Genomic DNA, 18613 nt, shown 5'->3' with positions numbered 1-18613 from the left:
CTTTTTTCATGACTGTCTCTCAACTGTTCGTCCGCCCCGCCGTCGCCGCCGACCGGGCCGCCGTGGAGCGGCTCTGGCTGCTGTTCCGTCATGACATGTCGGAGTTCCAGGGGCAGCTCCCCAACCCTGACGCCACGTACAGAAGCGAACGGCTGGAGTCGGCCTTCCAGGACGCCGCCTGGGCGCCGTACCTGATGACCAGCGGCGACCGGCCCGTCGGGTTCGCGTTCGTCCGCGCCCTCGACGAGCCGGTCCGCGTGCTCAACAGCTTCTTCGTCGTACGCGCCGCGCGCCGCTCCGGGCTCGGGCTGCGCGCGGTCCGAGAGGTGATCGCCCGGCACCCGGGCCCGTGGGCGATCGCCTTCCAGGACGCCAACGCCGCCGCCGTGGCCTTCTGGCGGCGCGTGGCCACCGAGGTCGCCGGCGACGCCTGGATCGAGGAGCGTCGGCCGGTGCCGGACCGGCCGGGCACGCCGCCGGACGTGTGGATCTCCTTCACCGCCGCCTGACCTGGAAAACCCCGCCCCTTTCGCAAGGGGCGGGGCGTCCATCAGGCGGGTGTCACGCGGGGGCGTACCCGGCGGGCCGGGTGGTGAACGTGCCCCGGCCCTGGGTGCGGCTGCGCAGACGGGTCGCGTACCCGAACGCCTCGGCCAGCGGCACGACCGCGGTGATCACCACCGTGCCCGCCCGCGCCGCCGAGCCCGAGATGCGGCCGCGCCGGGCCGACAGGTCGCCCAGCACCGCGCCGGCCATGTCGCCGGGCACGGTGACCGTGACCTCGACCACCGGCTCGAGCAGCACCATCGCGCACGAGCGCAGCGCCTCGCGCAGCGCGAGCCGGCCGGCCGTGCGGAACGCCAGGTCCGAGGAGTCCTTCGGATGCGTGGCCCCGTCGGTCAGCGTGACCCGCACGCCCGTCACTGGGTGACCGCCGAGCGGGCCGTCGGACAGCGCGTCGCGGCAGCCGGCCTCGACCGCGCGCACGTACTCACGGGGCACCCGCCCGCCGGTCACCGTGGAGGCGAAGGCGAAGCCCTCCTCCAGCGGCTCGACGTTGAGCACCACGTGGGCGAACTGCCCGGCGCCGCCGTCCTGCTTGACGTGCCGGTACAGCAGCCCCGACACGCCGCGCTGCACGGTCTCCCGGCAGGCCACCTGCGGCCGGCCGACGGCGACCGCCAGCCCGTGGTCGCGGCGCAGCTTCTCCACCGCCACCTCCAGGTGCAGCTCGCCCATCCCCGACAGCACGGTCTGCCCGGTCTCGGCGTCGGAGCGCACGGCCAGCGAGGGATCCTCCTCGGCCAGCCGCGCCAGCGCCGTCGCCAGCCGGTCGCCGTCGGTGCCCGCGCGCGCCTCGACGGCCACCGACACCACCGGATCGGTCGCGCCCGGCGGCTCCAGCAGCAGCGGAGCCTGCGGCGCGCACAGGGTCGTCCCGGTGCGGGCGCCCTTCGGGCCCACGACCGCGACGATGTCCCCGGCCACCGCCTGGTCCACCTCGGTGTGCCGGTCGGCCTGGACGCGCAGGATGCGGCCGATCCGTTCGGTGCGTCCCGCGCCGCTGTCCATCACCACGTCCCCCTTCCTGGCCGTTCCCGAGTACACCCGTACGTACGTCAGCCGCCCGGTCGCCGTCGAGCTCACCTTGAACACCAGCGCCGCCAGCGGCGCCTCCGGGTCGGCGGGCCGCGCCTCGCCGTCCTGCCCGCGCACGGCGGGCACGTCCAGCGGCGACGGCAGGTACCGCACGACCGCGTCCAGCAGCGGTTCGACCCCGCGATCGCGGTACGCCGACCCGCACAGCACCACCACGCCCTCCCCGGTACGGGTGAGGTCGCGCAGCGCGGCGGCCAGCGTCGCACCGGAGATCGACGGCCCAGAGTCCGGCCCAGAGGTCGGTCCTGAGCCCGGCCCAGAGCCCGGTCCTGAGGTCGGTCCAGCGGCCGGTCGCTCGCAGAACTCCTGCAAGGCGCCCGCGTGCAGCTCGGCCACCGCCTCCTCCAGGAGCCGGCGCCGCCGCCACGCCTCCTCCAGCAGGTCGTCCGGCACCGGCCGCTCCTCGACACCGGTGCCGGCCCAGACCAGGGCCCGCATCGTGAGCAGGTCGACGACACCGGTGAAGCCGTCCTCGCGCCCGATCGGCAGTTGCACCACCAGCGGCGCCGGGTGCAGCCGCCGGCGGATCGACTCGACGGCGGCGTCCAGGTCGGCGCCCGGGCGGTCCAGCTTGTTGACGAAGGCGACGCGCGGGACGCCGTGCCGGTCGGCCCGCCGCCACACGGACTCGCTCTGCGGCTCGACCCCGGCGACGCCGTCGAACACCGCGATCGCGCCGTCGAGCACCCGCAGCGAGCGCTCGACCTCGTCGGAGAAGTCGACGTGGCCGGGGGTGTCGATGAGGTTGATCCGGTGCCCGTCCCAGTCGCAGCTCACCGCGGCGGCGAAGATGGTGATGCCGCGGTCGCGCTCCTGGGAGTCGAAGTCGGTGACGGTCGTGCCGTCGTGCACCTCGCCGCGCTTGTAGGTGGCGCCGGACAGGTAGAGCATCCGCTCGGTGACGGTGGTCTTGCCGGCGTCGACGTGGGCGAGGATGCCGATGTTACGGACGGCGGCCAGAGAGTGGGAAAGTTGAGCGCGCACGGCCCATGACCCTTTCGGGATTCGTGGAACAGGTCAGCGCGATTTCGCCCCGTGTCGTCTTCGTCAGGGCGTCGTCCAGTGACGGCCGCGCGGCCGGCACCGGGACGGCGAAGACACCAGGATCACCTCGAAGCGCGACGGAGGGATGACGGCAGCGGTGCTGGTGCGCACGGCCGGCCCCCTTCCCTCGTCTTCGGTGTCGTCTTCGGTGTCCGTGGCGAGAGTGTAGTGACAGGGGGTGCGGCGGAGAAACGGGTTTTTCTCACCCGAAGGCCGGCACGGCCCACGCGACCCTGACGAAATGGGTCGAGTTGATCTCCTCGGCGCTGTTCACCAGCGTGACCTTGAGCCGGATTCTGGTGCCGCCGGTGACCGCCACTTTGATCGGCTGCGGATTCTGATAGGCGGCGTTCACCGAATGCACATTGGTGCCTTCGACGGTCAGCACGTCGAAACGCACCTGGGCCGTGGTGTTGGCGGATTCCCGGTCGATGCCGACCTGCGCGGAGAATTCGTGCGCGCTCGCCGGGACGAGAAAGTCCAGATGCCCGCTGACGGCGCCGGACCAATTGATGCGGCACGTCATGGCGGGCAGTTTGGTGTCGGTGTTGTCGAGCGAGACCGACTGGTCGTACCAGGCGTTCGAGCCGCTGCTCACCAGCGTGCAATCCTGGTGCGCCACCGCCTGATCCGCCGTCAGCGCGAGGGCGGCGCCGTTCGGCGGGGCGCCGGTCGCGGGCGTCGTCGCCCGCGCTGTCGAGTCGGCGGCCGGTGCGGCCGCCGTGACGGTGACCGTCGAGGTCACGTGGCGGGTCACCGCCGCGTTCGGCACGATCGCCTGGGAGACGTTGCTCGGCGCGAACCGGATTCCGAGCACCGCCACCACGACCGCCGCGAGTCCCGTGATCGCCGCCGAGGTGATCGCGCCCCGGGCGCTGATTCTGGCGACACGGACTTCGTGTCCTTTTCCACGGGCGCCGTCATTTCCGCCACGGGTCTCGCCGCTTCTTCCACCGGCGTCGTCGTTTCGCATGAGAACCCCCCGCCATCGCGGTTTCCCCTGGCACGCCCCCACAGCGCAATCTATCCGCGCGCCACGGCCGGGGACAGCGCAACCCGGAAAGAGGCACTATTTCGCGGCGAGGGGAGGTTCACCCCGATGACGCCTGGACGCCCCTGGTGAGAGGCGCGCCCGTCATGTCGGCATGTCGACATAGGCGCGAGACCCTTCAGGACTCGAGGGAAGGACGCGCCCATGACGATCTCTCTTGACACCGGTCGGTACACGGTCGGCCTGGCCATGAGCGCCGCCGACCTGCAGGCCGCCCAACGGCTGCGGTACGCGGTCTTCGCCGAGGAGATGGGGGCCCGGCTCGACAGCCCGGTCTCCGGCCTCGACGCCGACCGGTTCGACGCCTACTGCGACCATCTCCTCGTCCGCGACGGCGCCGAGGTCGTCGGGACGTACCGGCTGCTGCCCCCGGGGCGCGCCGAGCGGCTCTACTCCGACGGCGAGTTCGACCTCGCCGCCCTGGCGCCCCTGCGCAAGGGCCTGGTGGAGGCCGGCCGCACCTGCGTGCACCCCGATCATCGCGACGGCACCGTGGTGGCGCTGATGTGGGCGGGGATCGCGCGTTACATGGTGTCCGGCGGTCATCAATGGCTGGCCGGCTGCTGCTCGGTGCCCCTCGACGACGGGGGCGCGCTGGCGGCGGCGGTGGTGGAGCGGGTGCCGCTCGGGCCGGAGGAGCACCGGGTCAAGCCCCGTACGCCGTGGCGGGCCTCCCTGGCCGCGGTGCCGCCCGACCGGTTCGTGCCGCCCGCGTTGCTGCGCGGGTACCTGCGGCTGGGGGCGTGGGTGTGCGGGGCTCCGGCGCACGACCGGGAGTTCGGCACGGCCGACTTCTTCATGCTGCTCTCCATGGCCCGAGTGAACGACCGTTACCTGCGTTACTTCCTCGGCGAGTCCCCGGCGGGACGGCTCCTATGAGCACGGTCCTCCCGCCGCCCGCCCGGGAAGCCCTCCGCCCTGCCGTCGCCGAGGCCGACCCCTGGCGGCCGTCCGGGCCGTGCACGCCCGCCGCCTGCGTCGGGCCTCCGGCCGCCGCCGCGGGCCGGGTCGCGCGCCTGGCGCGGTTCGCCGGGGCGGTCCTCATGGTGCTCGCGGGGGTGCCGCTGGCCCTGCTGGGCCGGGCTCTCGACGCCCCGCGACGGGCGCGCCTCACGGGGGCGTGGGCCCGTCTGATGTTGCGGGCGCTCGGCCTGCGGCTCGAGGTCGCCGGCCCTCCGCCGCGGCCGGGGGCCCTGGTGGTGGCGAACCACACCTCCTGGCTCGACCCGCTGGTCATCGCGGCCGCGGTGCCGTCACGGCCGCTCGCCAAGCGGGAGACCGCCGGCTGGCCGGTCGTCGGCACGCTGGTGGCGGGGGCCGGGGCGCTGTTCATCGACAGGGAGCGGCTCTACACGCTGCCGTCCGCCGTGGCCGCCGTCGCCGGCGCCCTGCGGGCGGGGGACACGGTGGTCGCCTTCCCCGAGGGCACCACGTGGTGCGGGCGCGGGATGGGCGGGTTCCGGCCGGCGATGTTCCAGGCGGCCATCGACGCCGGCGCCACCGTGCTCCCGGCCACGCTGCGCTACCGCGAGGGGAACGACGCCTCGACCCGCGCCTGCTTCGTGGGGGAGGACTCGCTGCTGGCCTCCCTGCTGCGGGTGAGCGCCACCCGGAACCTGACCGTCGAGGTGAGGCTGCTCGCCCCCGTCCGGCCCGGCCTCGCCGGGACGCGCGCGGCACTGGCCGGGATCGCCGAGGCCCGCGTAAGCGCCGGCCTGGGGGAACCGCCGGTGAGCCGCCCGTGCCATGGGGGCCGGTGGCGTTGATCGGTTTCCCAACGCTAAGGTTAGGCTCGCCTTATTAAGGTGTGCCTAATCGTTTGAGGAGCCGTACTTGACCCGCGTGTCCGTCCTTGTGGCGCTCGTACTGATCACCATCGTGGGCTGCGGTTCCACAGCGCCCGCGCCGGCGCCCGCCGCAGGATCCGGCGCCGCCGCGTCCGGAGCCTCCGGCGCCTTCCCCGTGACGTTGCCGCACAAGTACGGCAGCACCACCATCACCGCCGCCCCCAAGCGCGTCCTCACCGTCGGCCTCCTGGAGCAGGACTCGCTGCTCGCCCTCGGCGTCGTGCCCGTGGGCACCACCGAGTGGTTCGGCAACCACCCGGGCGCGATCGGCCCCTGGGCGAAGGACAAGGTGGGCGGCGCCACGCTGCCGCAGGTGCTCAAGGACACCGGCAGCGGCCCGCAGTTCGAGAAGATCGCGGCGCTCAAGCCCGACCTGATCATCGGCCTGTACTCGGGGCTGACCAAGGAACAGTACGAGACCCTGTCCAAGATCGCGCCGACCGTGGCCCAGCCGAAGGAGTACATCGACTACGGCATCCCGTGGCAGGAGGTCACCAAGCGGGTCGGCCTCGCCGTCGGCAAGCCCGCCGAGGCCGAGAAGCTGGTCACGGACGTCGAGGCCTCGTTCACCAAGGTCCAGCAGGAGCACCCCGAGTTCAAGGACGCCACCGGCCTCATGGCCACCCTGTACGAGGGCTACTTCATCTTCGGCAGCCAGGACCCGCGCAACCGCCTGCTCGGCTCGCTCGGCTTCAAGCTCCCCGACGACCTCGACAAGGCCATCGGCGACAAGTTCGGCGCCAACATCAGCAGGGAGCGGCTCGACCTGGTCGACACCGGCGTGATCGTCTGGAGCGTGACCGACGTCGCCAAGGGCGAGGCCACGCTGCACGGCGACAGCGTCTACAAGGGGCTCGACGTGGTGAAGGAGGGCCGCGAGGTCTACCTGCCCGAGAACACCCCGCCGAGCGACGCGGTCGCCTTCCTCACCGTGCTCAGCGTCCCGTACGTGCTCGAAACCCTCGTCCCGCGCCTCGCGGCGGCGGTGGACGGCGACCCGGCCACCAAGACGTCGTGAAGGCCCTCGGGGCCGCCGCCGTCGCGCTGATCGCGGTGTGCCTGCTCTCGCTCTCGCTCGGCGCGCGGGCGGTCCCGCCCGACCAGGTGATCGGGGCGCTGGCGGGCACCGTGACCGACCAGGACGTCCTCGACGTCGTCTGGGCCGTACGGGTCCCGCGCACCCTGGTCGGCATCCTGGCCGGGGCGGCGCTCGGCCTGTCGGGCGCCCTCATGCAGGCGCTCACCCGCAACCCGCTGGCCGACCCCGGCGTGCTGGGCGTCAGCGCCGGGGCCGCGTTCGCCGTGGTCCTGGCCATCGGCGTGGCGGGGGTGGCGGTTCCGGCCGGGTACGTGTGGTTCGCGTTCGCGGGGGCGCTGGTGGCCAGCGTGATCGTGTACGGGCTGGCCGGGCTCGGCCGCGACGGCATGACCCCGGTCAAGCTGGCGCTGGCCGGGGTCGCGGTCACGTTCCTGCTGAGCTCGGTGACGAGCGCGTTCGTGCTGGTGGACCCCGAGTCGCTGAGCCGCTACCGGTTCTGGTCGGCCGGGTCGCTGTCCGGGGCGGGCGGGCAGTTGCTGCCGCAGCTCCTGCCGTTCGTGGCCGCCGGGGCGGTGCTGGCGCTCGCGTGCGGGCCCGCGCTCAACAGCCTGGCGCTCGGGGACGACGTCGCCAGAGGGCTGGGCCGCAAGGTCGGCCTGGTACGCGTGCGGGGCGCCGCCGCCGTCATGCTCCTGACCGGCTCGGCCGTGGCGGCCATCGGCCCCGTCGTCTTCGTCGGGCTCGTGGTGCCGTACGTGGCCCGCGCCCTGGCCAGGGGCCTCAGCGGCTCGGAGGCCGACCACCGGCTGCTGCTGCCGCTGGCGGCGCTGCTCGGGCCGTGCCTGCTGCTGACGGCCGACGTGCTCGGACGGGTCGTGGCGCCGCCGATCGAGGTGCAGGCGGGGCTGCTGGTGGCATTCATCGGCGGCCCCTTCTTCGTCGTCCTTGCCCGCCGCCGGCGTCTCGCGGAGTTGTGAGCAGCCATGAGCCGTATGGGGATTCGTGAGCCGATGAGCGGCCCTCCGTCTTCCGGTCCTGCCTCCTCCAGGCGGGTGACGTTCGGCCGGACGAGCGGGAGCGTCACCTTCCGGCTGTCGGCGCCGCCGGTCTCGGGCGTGCTGCGCCCCCGTCTCATCCTGGTCTGCCTGGGCACGGCCGTGGCCGCGTTCCTGGCCTTCTGCCTGGGGATCGGGCTGGGGGAGATCCGGCTCGGGCTCGGCGAGGTCGTCCGGTCGCTGCTGGGCACCGGCGACCAGGGGACGGCCTTCGTCGTCCAGGAGCTGCGCCTGCCCCGGGCGCTGACGGGCCTGCTCGCGGGCGTCGCGTTCGGCCTGTCGGGCGCCCTGTTCCAGACGATGACCCGCAACCCGCTCGCCAGCCCCGACATGATCGGCGTCACCCAGGGGGCCGGGGTCGCCGTGGTGGCCGGGATCGTGCTCGGGCTCGGCGCCGGGCTGCAGGTGCTGGGTTTCGCGGGGGCCGTGACGGCGGCGCTGGTGACGTACCTGCTGGCGTGGCGGCGCGGCACGACCGGCGGCCGTATCGTCCTGGTCGGCATCGGCCTGTCGTGGATCTGCACGAGCGCCACCGAATACCTGATGGTCACCAGCGGCGACTTCCAGGCCCAGCAGGCGCTCGGCTGGCTGTTCGGCAACCTGAACGGCCGCACCTGGGATCATGTCGCGCCGCTGGCCGCCGCCCTGGCGGTCCTGGTGCCGATCACGCTGCTGCTGGGGCAGTGGACGCGCGTGCTGCAACTGGGGGACGAGGTCGCCGTCGTCCTGGGCGCCCGGGTCCAGGTGGGCCGGCTGAGCCTGCTGATGGCGGGCGTGGCGCTGGTGGCCTTCGGCACGGCCGCGGCGGGCCCCGTGGCCTTCGTCGCCCTCGCCGCTCCCCAGATCGCCCAGCGCCTGTCCCGTACGGCCTGGCCGCCGCCGCTGGCGTCGGGGCTCACGGGCGCCTTCATCGTCCTGACGGCCGATCTGGTCGCCCGCCTGCTGATCCCGGACGTGGAACTGCCGGTGGGCGTGGTCACGGGCGCCCTGGGAGCCCCTCTGCTCCTGTGGCTGCTCGCCCGGGCCCGCCGCCGGTAGGCGGGCCCGGCGCCACCCCGTCCGGGTGGGTCGCCGGCCCGCGGGCGCCGGGTTAAACTGCGGGCGTCGGCCCCCCAGCCCCGGTGGATGACATGACGGTTGACGATCAGAGCCTCACCCAGGCGATGCGGGAGGACTCCGCGGTCATCACGCGCGGCGAGCGGCCGGGCGCGCTGGAGCGGAGCCTCGTCTTCCCGGATTTCACCTACCGTCACCTCTGGGAGCCGATCCGCGGCTGGTACCGGCTCAACCTCACCACCGGCTGGATCCGGGCGCGCTCCAACGTGTTCGCCTCCGTCAGCGAGCTGGGCGAGATCGTCTCCAGCCAGGATCCCGTCCCCCGGCCGATGCTGGGCGACGCGCGGTTCACGATGCACAACGTGGCGCCGTACGACGGCGGCGTCCTCGTGCTCGTGCAGGTCGACTGGCCGGAGCCGCTGCTCACCCAGGTCTCCTACGTGGTGGTCAACCCGTAGGCGGCCGAAGTTAAGAATGTTACGTTTTGCGGCCTAACGCGAGTTATGTGACGTTCGGGTGGATAATGCCTTATGGCGGAACGCGATCTTCGTACCGGCGACCTCGAGCTCGACCGGATCATGGCGGAATTCCAGGCGAACTCCCAGGAGTTCTCCGAGGTCATCGGCCTGGCCGGCGAGATCGCCGGTGAGGCGGCGAGCCCCGATGACAAGGTCAGGGTGCGGGTCTCGCCGTCAGGCCAGCTCACCGCTCTGCACATCGACCCCAGGGCGATGAGGCTGGGCTCGCGGGAGCTGGCCGAGACGATCATGGATCTGTCGCAGCGCGCGACCGAGGACGCGGCGCGGCGCCTCATGGAGGTGACGCGGCCCTATCTCGCGCAGGGCGAGCGGTAGCCCGCTCACCTGACCCGCGGGATGAGGCTGCGCGTCCCGTGGATGAGGAACTTCTGGTACATCTCCTCCTCGGTCAGCCCGTGCTCGGAACCGGGCAGGGGGTTGTCGCCGTGCTGCGCGTCCATGGCCATCGAGTACGAGGTCGACGCGGCCATCCGGGGCACGAAACTGCCGGTGTTCAGCGTCATCCCGTTCGGCAGGGGGACGGCGGTGGCGACCGTGCGCAGCCCCGGCACCTTCGCCATCAGCGCCGCCCCGCCGTCGGCGACCCCGTCGAAGACCATGTTCGCCACGAAGTGCTCCCGGAACGTGGTGAGGTTGTGACCGGCCGACCTGACGTCGGCGCCGGACAGGTCCGTCTTGATCCCGCCCAGGAGGTTGAGCCCCAGGGGCAGCACCACCTGGCCCGTGGCGTACGCCGCGCTGTCGGCCACCCAGTAGGAGAACGTGGGCAGCAGCAGGAGGACGAAACGCCGCGCGGTGACCTTGAGCAGGAGCGCCTGCCTCTTCATGATCGCCTGAAAGAGCTTCCAGGTGAGCACCTGATATCCGATGGTGAACATCATGTCCACCGTCATGATCCAGCACAGCACCTTCAGCGCGTGATTGATCTTCTCGATGACGTCGGCGTAGGCCCGGCAGGCGCTGGCCGCGTTGCGGTGCTTGAGGGAGACCGCCAGCACCGCCGGGCCGAACTCCTCGGTCCAGAACCTCCTGAAGGCGTCGACCGCCGCGTCCGAGCTGGTCTTCCAGACGGTCTCGGCGGCCGCGTTCGCGTCCCGGAAGTGCAGGTCGATCGCGTCGGCGAGGTCGTCCAGCACGTCGGCCGCCGCGCGGATCCGGTCCGGATCGCCGTCGAGGAAGGAGACGCCGAACAGCACCTCGGGCGCCAGCGCCCCTGCCAGGCCGGCGCCGGCCATACCGCCCAGGGCGACCTTCGTCGCGAGCCCGACGGGCATGCGCGCCTCACCGGTCCCGTTCTACCGGCGTGGTGGGCACGCCGACCTCGTCGTCCTCGCGCCGGGCGAACTCGAGCAGGTCCTTAAGGACGCCGTTCTTGTCGGCCATGCTCGCCCACTCGGCCCCCCGCACGTTCTTGCTCATCGCCACGACGGCGGAGCCGATGACCTCGTACGACTCGCGGAGGTTGCGCAGGGCGGTGCTCATGTCCTCGTAGGCGCCGTCGAAGCCGGGATGCCCGTCCTTGCCCCGGCGGAAGATCTGGGCCGCCTCGTCGCTCGCCGGGTTGCCGAAATAGGGCAGGAGGGGTTCCACCTGAGCGCGGAGCCGGCCGGCGGTCCGGCCGAACTCACCGCCCTCGGTGTGGATGGCCCTGCCGTTGCCCTGCATGCTCGAATGATCGATGTCCAAGGTGGTCCCCCTCCGCCGACGTGCTCAGCGGCCAGTGTCTGAACCTCGTATTACCGGGAGATGACCTCGCGGTTGCCGTTGTGCGGCGTGTGGTCCGGAGGGGCGCGGGTCGTCGTGGAACGCCTGGCCCAGGGTCGGCTGCGTCAGGACGGACGCGGGAGGGCCCGCCGCGGTGAGCCGTCCCCCTTCGAGGATCAGGCAGTGCTCGGCGCGCATCGCCAGGTCCAGGTCGTGGGTGGCGTGCACGACCGTGACGCCGCGGTCCCGCTCGCGGTCGAGGGCGGCTTCGATGTGCCGCCTGGCGCTCAGGTCGAGCCCGGTCGTGGGCTCGTCCAGCAGGAGCAGGCCGGGCTCCTGGGCCAGCCCCTGGGCGACGAGGACCCGCTGGCGCTGGCCTCCCGACAGCGTGCCCAGCCGGCGCGCGGCCAGGCCGGCGACGTCCAGGCTCGCCATGCAGGCGTCGACCACCGACCAGTCGTCGGCCGTCAGCCGCCGCCACGGGCCGCGCGCCGCCCAGCGGCCCATGGCCACCGTCTCGCGCACGGTGATCGGCAGCGACTCGGCGACCGCGTCGCGCTGGGCCACGAAACCGGGGCGGCCGGGGGCGGCGTGCCCGACCGTGCCGCGTGACGGGCGTACCGTCCCGGCGAGCACGCCGAGCAGGGTCGACTTGCCGGAGCCGTTCGGGCCGACGACGGCGGTCACGGCGGCGCGGGGGAGCCGGGCCGAGAGTTCGGAAAGGACCGTTCTGCGGCCGTAACCCGCGGTGACGCCGCTGATCACGACGCCGTCGATGCCCGTCATGAGACCTCCACTTGAAAGTGACAACGGTTTTCATTGTAGAGTCTCGGGTCATGGATTGGTTGCTTGATCCCTTTCAGGTGTCTTTTGTCCGGCAAGCGCTCTGGGCGGGAATCCTGGTGTCGCTGCTCTGCGCGCTCGCCGGTACGTGGGTGGTGCTGCGCGGCATGGCCTTCCTCGGCGACGCCATGTCCCACGGGATGCTCCTGGGAGTGGCGCTCGCGTCGATGGCCGGGGTGAACGTCCTGGCCGGGGCCCTGGTGAGCGCGGGCGGGATGGCGTTCGGGGTGAGCCTGCTCAGCCGGTCGGCCCGGCTGTCGCAGGACACCAGCATCGGGCTGCTGTTCGCGGGGATGCTGTCGCTGGGCGTGATCGTGGTCTCGCACTCGCGGTCGTTCGCGGTGGACCTGACCGCGTTCCTGTTCGGCGACGTGCTGGCGGTCCAGGGGCAGGACCTGGCCGGGCTCGGGGCCGCGCTCGCGGTCACGGCCACGGTGGCGCTGCTCGGGCACCGGCTGTTCGTCGCGCTCGCCTTCGACCCGCGCAAGGCGCACACGCTCGGGATGCGTCCCCGGGCGGCGCACGTCCTGCTGCTCGGCCTGGTCACGCTGGCGATCGTCGCCTCCTTCCACATCGTCGGGACGCTGCTGGTGTTCGGCCTGCTGATCGGGCCGCCGGCCGCCGCCGCGCTGTGGGCCCGGCGGATCCCGACGATCATGCTCGGCGCGGCGCTGCTCGGGATCGCCTCGACCGTGATCGGGCTGGTCGTGTCGTGGCACGCGGCCACGGCGGCGGGCGCGACGATCGCGGCCGTGGCCGTGGGGCTGTTCTTCCTGTCGGCGCTGGCCGACCTGCTGCGGAACCGGAAGGCGGTCGCGTGATGCGGGCGCTCATGACGGCCGCCCTGATCGTCGCGCTCACGGGATGCGCTCAGGACGGCGGCGCGGCGCCGAAGGCGGAGGAAGAGGTTCCGCACGGGTACGTCGAGGGCGCCGAGGAGATGCCCGAGCCGCAGCTCCGGCTGGTCCTGGCCGACGCGGCGGCGGGCAGGGTGCACGTGCTCGACCTGCTCACGGAGAAGACCACGGCGGTCGCCGACGTCGCGGACGCGCGGGGGATCACCGGCGACGGGCGTTTCGCCTACGTCACCACCGGTTCGGGCGGGCTGCGCGTGATCGACGGCGGCGCCTGGGCCGTCGATCACGGAGATCACTTCCACTACTACCGGACCGGGACACGCGATCTCGGCACCGTCCCTGTCAGCACCGTCCCTGTCAGCACCGTCACCCCTGGCGCTGGGCGGCCTCCGTACGACGTGGTCTCCGACACGGCGCTCACCGCCGTCCGGTCCGGCGACGGCACGGTCACGCTGCTCGACCGCGCGCGCATGGAGAAGGGCGAGCCGGCGGTGCGCGGTGCGCGCGAGGCCGCCGCCGTGGTGCCGTACCGGGGCCGGCTGCTGGTCGCCAGGGGCGGCGCCGTCCGCGTCGAAGGGGGCGCCGCCGTCGGCGCCTGCGAGGACGCGGAAGGGACGGCGGTGACACGGCGAGGCGTGGTCTTCGGGTGCGCCGACGGAGCCCTGCTGGTCAGGGAGAAGGACGGTGCCTTCGAAGGGGTGCGGATCCGCTACCCGCGCGGGACGGCGGCGGGTGAGCGCGCGAAGGAGTTCCGGCACCGTCCCGGCGGCTCGACCCTGGCCGCCAGGGCCGGTGACGCCGGCGTCTGGGTGCTCGACGCCGCCGCCAGGACCTGGAGGCTGCTGAAGACCGGGCCCGTGGTCGCGGTGAACGCCGTGGGCGAGGACGCGCCGGTGCTGTCGCTGACCGCGGACGGGGTGCTGCACGCCCACGACCCCGGCTCCGGCGCGGAGACCGCCAGGACGCGGCTGCTCACCCCGCCGCTGACCGGCTCTCCCGGCATCCAGGTGGACACCGGCCGGGCCTACGTCAACGACCCGGCGGGCAAGGCCGTCCACGAGATCGACTACAACGACGATCTCCGGCGCGCCCGCACGTTCAGGCCCGGCCTCACGCCCACGTACATGACGGAGACCGGGCGATGAGCGCGCTGCCGGCCCGGCTGCTGGCGGTGATCGCGCTCGTGGTGGCGACCGGCTGCGCGAGCGCCGGAGAGGACGCCCCCAGGGTGGTCGTCACCACGAACATCCTCGGCGACGTCACGCGGACCGTCGTCGGCGACGAGGCCGAGGTGACCGTGCTGATGAAACTCGACTCCGACCCGCACTCCTTCGGCGTCTCGGCCAAGGAGGCCGCGCTGATCGAGGACGCCGACCTGATCGTCTACAACGGGCTCGGCCTGGAGGAAGGCGTCCTGCGCAACGTCGGGGCCGCCGAGCGGGCGGGCGTGCCCGCGCTGGCGGTGGGAGAGGGCGTCGACCCGATCCGCTTCACCGCCGACGAGACGGCGGGCGAGCCCGACCCCCACTTCTGGACCGACCCGCGGCGCATGGCCAAGGCCGTGGACCTGATCGCGGAGCGGGTCGTCGCGCACGTGGACGGCGTCGACGCCGCCGCCGTACGGGCGGGCGCGGCGGCGTACCGGGCGCAGGTCGAGCGGCTCGACGCGTGGGTGGAGCGGCAGGTCGCCACCATTCCGCCAGAGTCCCGCCGCCTGGTCACCAACCATCACGTCTTCGGCTACTTCGCCCAGCGGTACGGCTTCCAGGTCGTGGGCGCCGTGATCCCCAGCGGCACCACCCTGGCCTCCCCGAGCGCCTCGGACCTGAAGTCGCTGAAGGACGCGATCGTCCGGACCGGCGTCAAGGCCGTCTTCGCCGACTCCTCCCAGCCCGACCGGCTCGCCCGGGTGCTCGCCTCGGAGGCGGGCGTGGACGTCAAGGTCGTCCCGCTGTTCTCGGAATCGCTGAGCGGCAGGTCACCGGGCGCGGCGACGTACCTGGACATGGTCCGCAGCAACACCGAGGCCATGACCCGCGGCCTCACCGGCCGCTAGAACCCTCCCCTTGGAAAGGTGCACGACATGACCGTCCGGTCACGGACCACCGCGCTGCTCGCAGCCGCCCTCCTGCTCACCGCCTGCGGAGCGCAGGAGCCCACGGCGGCGGCGCCCGCGAGCGCCGCCCCCTCCCGCACGGCGGCGGACCCCCTCGTCGCGACCTACGACGGCGGCCTGTACGTCCTCGACGGCCAGACCCTGGAGCTGGCCGAGGACATCCCCCTCGCCGGGTACAACCGCGTCAACCCCGCCGGGGACGACCGGCACGTCCTGGTCTCCACCTCGACCGGCTTCCGCGTTCTCGACGCCGCCGCCGCCACCCTCAGGCAGGACGAGTTCAAGGCCGCCAAACCCGGCCACGTCGTCCGGCACGGCGGCACCACGGTCCTGTTCTCCGACGGCACCGGCGAGGTCACCCTCTTCGACCCCCGCGAGCTGGGCTCCGGCCTGCCGAAGGGGGAGAGGTACCAGGCGGCCGCGCCGCACCACGGCGTCGCGATCGAGCTGGCGAACGGCGAGCTGGTGGTCACCCTGGGCACGGAGGAGAAGCGCACCGGCATCCTCGTCCTCGGCGAGGACCGCAAGGAGATCGCCCGCAGCGAGGACTGCCCCGGCGTGCACGGCGAGGCCACCGCCCAGGACGAGGCCGTCGTGATCGGCTGCGAGAACGGCGTCCTCCTCTACCGGAACGGCAAGATCACCAAGATCGAGAGCCCCGACGCGTACGGCCGCATCGGCAACCAGTCCGGCTCGGAGCTGTCCCCGATCGTCCTGGGCGACTACAAGAAGGATCCCGACGCCGAGCTGGAACGCCCCACCCACGTCTCCCTCATCGACACCGCGACCGGCGAGCTCGACCTGGTGGACCTGGGCACGAGCTACACCTTCCGCTCCCTGGCCCGGGGCCCTGGAGGCGAGGCCCTCGTCCTCGGCACCGACGGCGCCGTCCACGTCATCGACCCGGCGGCGGCCAAGGTCGTCCGGACCATCAAGGTGCTGGAGGAGTGGAAGGAGCCCCTGGAATGGCAGCGGCCCCGGCCGAACATCTTCACCCGTGACCAGGTGATCTACGTGAGCGACCCGGCGGCCAGGAAGGTCCACGCCATCGACTTCGCGACGGGCCGGATCACCAGGTCAGCCGCCCTGCCCCAGCCCCCGAACGAACTCACCGGCACCCTCGGCTGACCGGCCGCCGCCGGCCGGTGCTCGTACACTGCCGATACAGTGCCGCGGTGGCTGACATTCACGAACTCATGGTCGCGATGGACCTGCGCGGTGACCTGCCCGAGGCCGAGGTCGCCGAGCTGCGCTGGCACCTGGGCCTCGGCCCGCGGCCCGGGCACGTCACCGAGCGGTCGATCGTCGTCAACGAGGTGCTCGACCTGCTCGACGACGAGCGGGAGCCGGTGCGGGACGAGAACGGCGACTGGGTCGTCAAGGAGTTCCCGGAACCGGCGTGGGGCGACGGCGCGCCGTACGCGGCCTCCAAGGTCCCGGGCGCCGGCTTCTCGATCCTGGTTCGCGCGGACGACCACGACGACGCCCGCTGGGCGCTGACCTGCCGCTGGGAGGTCCACCCCGACGGGCACGCGGAGCTGGCCGATCTGATCGGCCGGCTGGTGGCGCGGCTCCACCGCGACCGGTCCTTCTCCGGCTACCAGCGCTGGTACGAGGACGCCGAGCCGCAGCCGCTCAGCCTTCGGGACGGCAAGGTCGTGACGCGCCGCGACGGCGCGTTCGTCCCGCCGTTCTGGGAGGAAGCCGATGATCATGCCTGGGGAGAGTGACCTGAGGGCGCTGCTGAGCGGCATGCGCCCACGGCTGAACCCCGGCCGCTACGTGTTCACCACCGTCGGCGGGGGTGTGCCGTCAGGAGTCGTCCCCGTCGTCACGGTCGCCGAGGACGAGGGCCTCACCCTGGTCGTGCGGCTGGAGGAGGCCGAGGCGGCGGGGCTGGCGTACGGGTACGTGGCGGGCTGGATCACGCTGCGCGTCCACTCGGCGCTCCAGGCGATCGGGCTCACGGCGGCCGTCGCGCGGGAGCTCGCCGACGCCGGGCTGAGCTGCAATGTGGTCGCCGGGTTCCACCACGATCACCTTTTCGTGCCGTACGAGCGCGCCGCTCAGGCGGTCGCCGTGCTGGAGGAGCTCGCGAGACGGTCCGGATAGCGCGCGCCGCGCCGCGACCGGTTCAGGCCGGGACGACGTGGCCGACGCGGAAGAAGCCGTCCGGGTCGTAGGCGCGCTTGACGTCCCGCAGCCGCGCGTGGTCGGCCGCCCCGTACGCCGCCGCCGTCCGGGAGGGGTCGGCCAGGAAGTTCAGGAACGTCCCGCCGTTGGCGTACGGCCGCAGCTCCTCCGCCAGCCCCGGCACCGGCGTGTCCACGATCACCGAGAGCCTGGTCGAGCGGTGGCCGACCGGTCCGGCGTCCGGCCCGGGACGGCCCATCGCGCCGCCCCAGTGCCGGATCTCGACGGTCTGCGCCCGCTCGGCCGTGCGCACCAGCGTGCCGATGACCGCGTCGGGGACGGTGTCGAACATGTCCATGTGCCGGTTGGGCGTGCCGCCCATGGCCGTGGCGGCGTAGGTGTTCTCGCGTGTCTCGTCCAGCAGCGCCGGCCCCGCCGCCCGGAACAGCGGCGCCAGCAGCCGCCCGGCCTCGCCGGCCGTCCCGGCGTGCACGACCTTGAGCAGCACCACGTGCCTGCCGCGCACCGCCGCCGGGACCTGCTCGTCGTCGGGCATCCGCTTGAACACGACCGCCGTGCTGAGCTCGTCGGGCGCGTCGTCGATCCAGTCCCGGTACGCGGTCAGCGTCCGCGCCGCCGCCTCGATCGGGAAGTACGCGAACCCGGAGTACACCCGCGACACCGGGTGGAGCCGGAACTCCAGCGAGGTCACCACGCCGAAGCCGCCCCCGCCGCCGCGCAGCGCCCAGAACAGCTCGGGGTGGCTGCCGGCGTCGGCGGTCACGTGCCGGCCGTCCGCCAGCAGCACCTCGGCCCGCACGACGCTGTCGGCCGCGAACCCGTACGCGCGGGCCAGCCAGCCGAGGCCGCCGCCCAGCGTGTACCCGGTGACGCCCACGGACGGCGCCGAGCCCGACAGTGGCGCCAGGCCGAACGGCGCGGCGGCGGCGATGACGTCGCCCCAGCGCGCGCCGGGCCCCACGCGGGCGATCCGGCGGCCCGGGTCCACCAGCACCGACGCCATCGGGGACGTCCTGACCAGGATGCCGTCGTCGCACGCGGCGTGCGTGCCGTGCCCGGTGGCCTGCACCGCGAACGGCACCCCGTGCGCGCGGGCCGCCAGCAGCGCGGTCCTTATGTCGGCGGCCCCGTACGCCTCGGCCACCAGCGCCGGGCGGGAGTCCACCGACGGGTTCAGCGACCGGCGCAGCTCGTCGTATCCCGCCTCGCCCGGCAGGTGCACGGCCCCGGCGAAGCCGGGAAGGCGGATCTGGTCCTGGGTGGTGTACGGCTGGCTCATCTGTCCTCGGCCCTTCCCTTAGGTGATCTGAGATCACTGTGCTCGAGGGCGCTTACGGCTCCGTTCCGCTCGGCTTACCGCCGCGCCTTAAGCCTCTTCGAGGACTTCAGCTTCGGGCCGCGCGGCGATCCGCGAATCCGCCGGCCGTCGCCGTGCCCGGTACGCCGCCGGTCGTAGGCGGGGCGATCGGGCCTTCCCCGGGAGGGGTAGGCCCGTCGAATTAGGTAAGGCTAAGCTAACATTCTGCCCATGAAGGCGAAGATCGCTTCACGAGGAGACTCCATGGCCATCGCCCTCCGACGCACCCTGGTCGCCGCCGGCGCCGCCGCCGTCCTGCTCGGCGCCGGCGCGTGTGGCGGGACGGGCGCGC

At 73.1% G+C, this 18613-nt stretch carries 20 protein-coding genes; 14 read left to right on the top strand and 6 right to left on the bottom strand.

What is annotated here, in order from left to right; genetic code table 11:
• Window positions 1–8: 8 nt before the first annotated feature.
• Entirely contained in the window at window positions 9–509 is a 501-nt protein-coding gene (locus AB0I15_RS54285) for a GNAT family N-acetyltransferase (protein WP_358115435.1), read from the top strand.
• Window positions 510–561: 52 nt separating this feature from the next.
• Here the strand turns inward: AB0I15_RS54285 and AB0I15_RS54280 are convergent, their stop codons facing one another.
• Entirely contained in the window at window positions 562–2643 is a 2082-nt protein-coding gene (locus AB0I15_RS54280; protein WP_358115432.1) for an elongation factor G, read from the bottom strand.
• 262 nt (window positions 2644–2905) lie between these two features.
• Window positions 2906–3529, bottom strand: coding sequence for an NPCBM/NEW2 domain-containing protein (locus AB0I15_RS54275; protein WP_358115430.1), 624 nt, complete (start codon window positions 3527–3529; stop codon window positions 2906–2908).
• A 369-nt stretch (window positions 3530–3898) separates the two neighbouring features.
• On the opposite strand from AB0I15_RS54275, the gene AB0I15_RS54270 reads away from it, so the two are divergent.
• The 7 genes from AB0I15_RS54270 (at window position 3899) to AB0I15_RS54240 (ending at window position 9605) form a co-directional block, all read left to right on the top strand.
• On the top strand, window positions 3899–4633 hold the full coding sequence (locus AB0I15_RS54270) for a GNAT family N-acyltransferase (RefSeq protein ID WP_358115427.1): 735 nt from the start codon (window positions 3899–3901) through the stop codon (window positions 4631–4633).
• Window positions 4630–5520: a lysophospholipid acyltransferase family protein gene (locus AB0I15_RS54265; RefSeq protein WP_358115424.1), complete on the top strand. Its 891-nt coding sequence runs from the start codon at window positions 4630–4632 to the stop codon at window positions 5518–5520. Before AB0I15_RS54270 ends, AB0I15_RS54265 begins: the two co-directional genes overlap by 4 nt.
• A 76-nt stretch (window positions 5521–5596) precedes the next feature.
• Window positions 5597–6619 carry an iron-siderophore ABC transporter substrate-binding protein gene (locus tag AB0I15_RS54260; RefSeq protein WP_358115555.1) on the top strand — a complete coding sequence of 341 codons (1023 nt, stop codon included), beginning with the start codon at window positions 5597–5599 and terminating at the stop codon, window positions 6617–6619.
• Window positions 6616–7617, top strand: a complete 1002-nt coding sequence (locus AB0I15_RS54255; protein ID WP_358115421.1) for an iron ABC transporter permease — start codon at window positions 6616–6618, stop codon at window positions 7615–7617. The genes AB0I15_RS54260 and AB0I15_RS54255 overlap by 4 nt, the downstream gene beginning before the upstream one ends.
• Window positions 7618–7650: 33 nt before the next feature.
• A complete protein-coding gene (locus AB0I15_RS54250; RefSeq protein WP_358115419.1) occupies window positions 7651–8733 on the top strand; it encodes an iron chelate uptake ABC transporter family permease subunit in 1083 nt (360 codons plus the stop codon).
• 92 nt (window positions 8734–8825) lie between these two features.
• Window positions 8826–9209: a hypothetical protein gene (locus AB0I15_RS54245; protein WP_358115416.1), complete on the top strand. Its 384-nt coding sequence runs from the start codon at window positions 8826–8828 to the stop codon at window positions 9207–9209.
• A 72-nt stretch (window positions 9210–9281) separates the two neighbouring features.
• Entirely contained in the window at window positions 9282–9605 is a 324-nt protein-coding gene (locus tag AB0I15_RS54240) for a YbaB/EbfC family nucleoid-associated protein (protein ID WP_358115414.1), read from the top strand.
• A 5-nt stretch (window positions 9606–9610) separates the two neighbouring features.
• On the opposite strand, the gene AB0I15_RS54235 is transcribed toward AB0I15_RS54240, so the two are convergent.
• Genes AB0I15_RS54235 through aztA form a run of 3 tightly spaced genes read right to left on the bottom strand, consistent with a single transcriptional unit; the run spans window position 9611 to window position 11780 of the window.
• Window positions 9611–10564: a hypothetical protein gene (locus AB0I15_RS54235; RefSeq protein ID WP_358115412.1), complete on the bottom strand. Its 954-nt coding sequence runs from the start codon at window positions 10562–10564 to the stop codon at window positions 9611–9613.
• 7 nt (window positions 10565–10571) lie between these two features.
• Window positions 10572–10976: a hypothetical protein gene (locus tag AB0I15_RS54230; protein ID WP_358115410.1), complete on the bottom strand. Its 405-nt coding sequence runs from the start codon at window positions 10974–10976 to the stop codon at window positions 10572–10574.
• Window positions 10977–11000: 24 nt separating this feature from the next.
• Window positions 11001–11780 carry a zinc ABC transporter ATP-binding protein AztA gene (gene aztA, locus AB0I15_RS54225; protein ID WP_358115407.1) on the bottom strand — a complete coding sequence of 260 codons (780 nt, stop codon included), beginning with the start codon at window positions 11778–11780 and terminating at the stop codon, window positions 11001–11003.
• 50 nt (window positions 11781–11830) lie between these two features.
• Here aztA and aztB point away from each other — a divergent pair, with 50 nt between their 5' ends.
• Genes aztB through AB0I15_RS54195 form a run of 6 tightly spaced genes read left to right on the top strand, consistent with a single transcriptional unit; the run spans window position 11831 to window position 16922 of the window.
• On the top strand, window positions 11831–12658 hold the full coding sequence (aztB, locus tag AB0I15_RS54220; protein WP_358115404.1) for a zinc ABC transporter permease AztB: 828 nt from the start codon (window positions 11831–11833) through the stop codon (window positions 12656–12658).
• On the top strand, window positions 12658–13839 hold the full coding sequence (locus tag AB0I15_RS54215) for an ABC transporter (RefSeq protein WP_358115552.1): 1182 nt from the start codon (window positions 12658–12660) through the stop codon (window positions 13837–13839). Before aztB ends, AB0I15_RS54215 begins: the two co-directional genes overlap by 1 nt.
• Entirely contained in the window at window positions 13836–14750 is a 915-nt protein-coding gene (gene aztC, locus AB0I15_RS54210; protein WP_358115401.1) for a zinc ABC transporter substrate-binding protein AztC, read from the top strand. Before AB0I15_RS54215 ends, aztC begins: the two co-directional genes overlap by 4 nt.
• 27 nt (window positions 14751–14777) lie before the next feature.
• Complete coding sequence (gene aztD / locus AB0I15_RS54205) at window positions 14778–15938, top strand: zinc metallochaperone AztD (protein WP_358115399.1); 1161 nt, start codon at window positions 14778–14780, stop codon at window positions 15936–15938.
• Between the two features lie 47 nt (window positions 15939–15985).
• Window positions 15986–16540, top strand: coding sequence for a hypothetical protein (locus AB0I15_RS54200; RefSeq protein ID WP_358115396.1), 555 nt, complete (start codon window positions 15986–15988; stop codon window positions 16538–16540).
• Complete coding sequence (locus AB0I15_RS54195; protein ID WP_358115393.1) at window positions 16524–16922, top strand: ACT domain-containing protein; 399 nt, start codon at window positions 16524–16526, stop codon at window positions 16920–16922. The genes AB0I15_RS54200 and AB0I15_RS54195 overlap by 17 nt, the downstream gene beginning before the upstream one ends.
• A 22-nt stretch (window positions 16923–16944) precedes the next feature.
• Here AB0I15_RS54195 and AB0I15_RS54190 read toward each other — a convergent pair whose 3' ends face one another.
• Window positions 16945–18243, bottom strand: a complete 1299-nt coding sequence (locus tag AB0I15_RS54190; RefSeq protein ID WP_358115391.1) for an FAD-binding protein — start codon at window positions 18241–18243, stop codon at window positions 16945–16947.
• Between the last annotated feature and the right edge of the window lie 370 nt (window positions 18244–18613).

It is taken from the genome of Nonomuraea sp. NPDC050643, from assembly GCF_040654715.1.
Lineage (GTDB): Bacteria > Actinomycetota > Actinomycetes > Streptosporangiales > Streptosporangiaceae > Nonomuraea.
This window is presented reverse-complemented; position numbering and strand designations above follow the sequence as displayed.

Coding starts and splice junctions, on each gene's coding strand:
- AB0I15_RS54270 (WP_358115427.1), top strand. CDS start 3,899: ATGACGATCTCTCTTGACACCGGTCGGTACACGGTCGGCCTGGCCATG.
- aztC (WP_358115401.1), top strand. CDS start 13,836: ATGAGCGCGCTGCCGGCCCGGCTGCTGGCGGTGATCGCGCTCGTGGTG.
- AB0I15_RS54285 (WP_358115435.1), top strand. CDS start 9: ATGACTGTCTCTCAACTGTTCGTCCGCCCCGCCGTCGCCGCCGACCGG.
- AB0I15_RS54235 (WP_358115412.1), bottom strand. CDS start 10,564: ATGCCCGTCGGGCTCGCGACGAAGGTCGCCCTGGGCGGTATGGCCGGC.
- AB0I15_RS54240 (WP_358115414.1), top strand. CDS start 9,282: ATGGCGGAACGCGATCTTCGTACCGGCGACCTCGAGCTCGACCGGATC.
- AB0I15_RS54250 (WP_358115419.1), top strand. CDS start 7,651: ATGAGCGGCCCTCCGTCTTCCGGTCCTGCCTCCTCCAGGCGGGTGACG.
- aztD (WP_358115399.1), top strand. CDS start 14,778: ATGACCGTCCGGTCACGGACCACCGCGCTGCTCGCAGCCGCCCTCCTG.
- AB0I15_RS54265 (WP_358115424.1), top strand. CDS start 4,630: ATGAGCACGGTCCTCCCGCCGCCCGCCCGGGAAGCCCTCCGCCCTGCC.
- AB0I15_RS54215 (WP_358115552.1), top strand. CDS start 12,658: ATGCGGGCGCTCATGACGGCCGCCCTGATCGTCGCGCTCACGGGATGC.
- AB0I15_RS54190 (WP_358115391.1), bottom strand. CDS start 18,243: ATGAGCCAGCCGTACACCACCCAGGACCAGATCCGCCTTCCCGGCTTC.
- AB0I15_RS54195 (WP_358115393.1), top strand. CDS start 16,524: ATGCCTGGGGAGAGTGACCTGAGGGCGCTGCTGAGCGGCATGCGCCCA.
- aztB (WP_358115404.1), top strand. CDS start 11,831: ATGGATTGGTTGCTTGATCCCTTTCAGGTGTCTTTTGTCCGGCAAGCG.
- aztA (WP_358115407.1), bottom strand. CDS start 11,780: ATGACGGGCATCGACGGCGTCGTGATCAGCGGCGTCACCGCGGGTTAC.
- AB0I15_RS54245 (WP_358115416.1), top strand. CDS start 8,826: ATGACGGTTGACGATCAGAGCCTCACCCAGGCGATGCGGGAGGACTCC.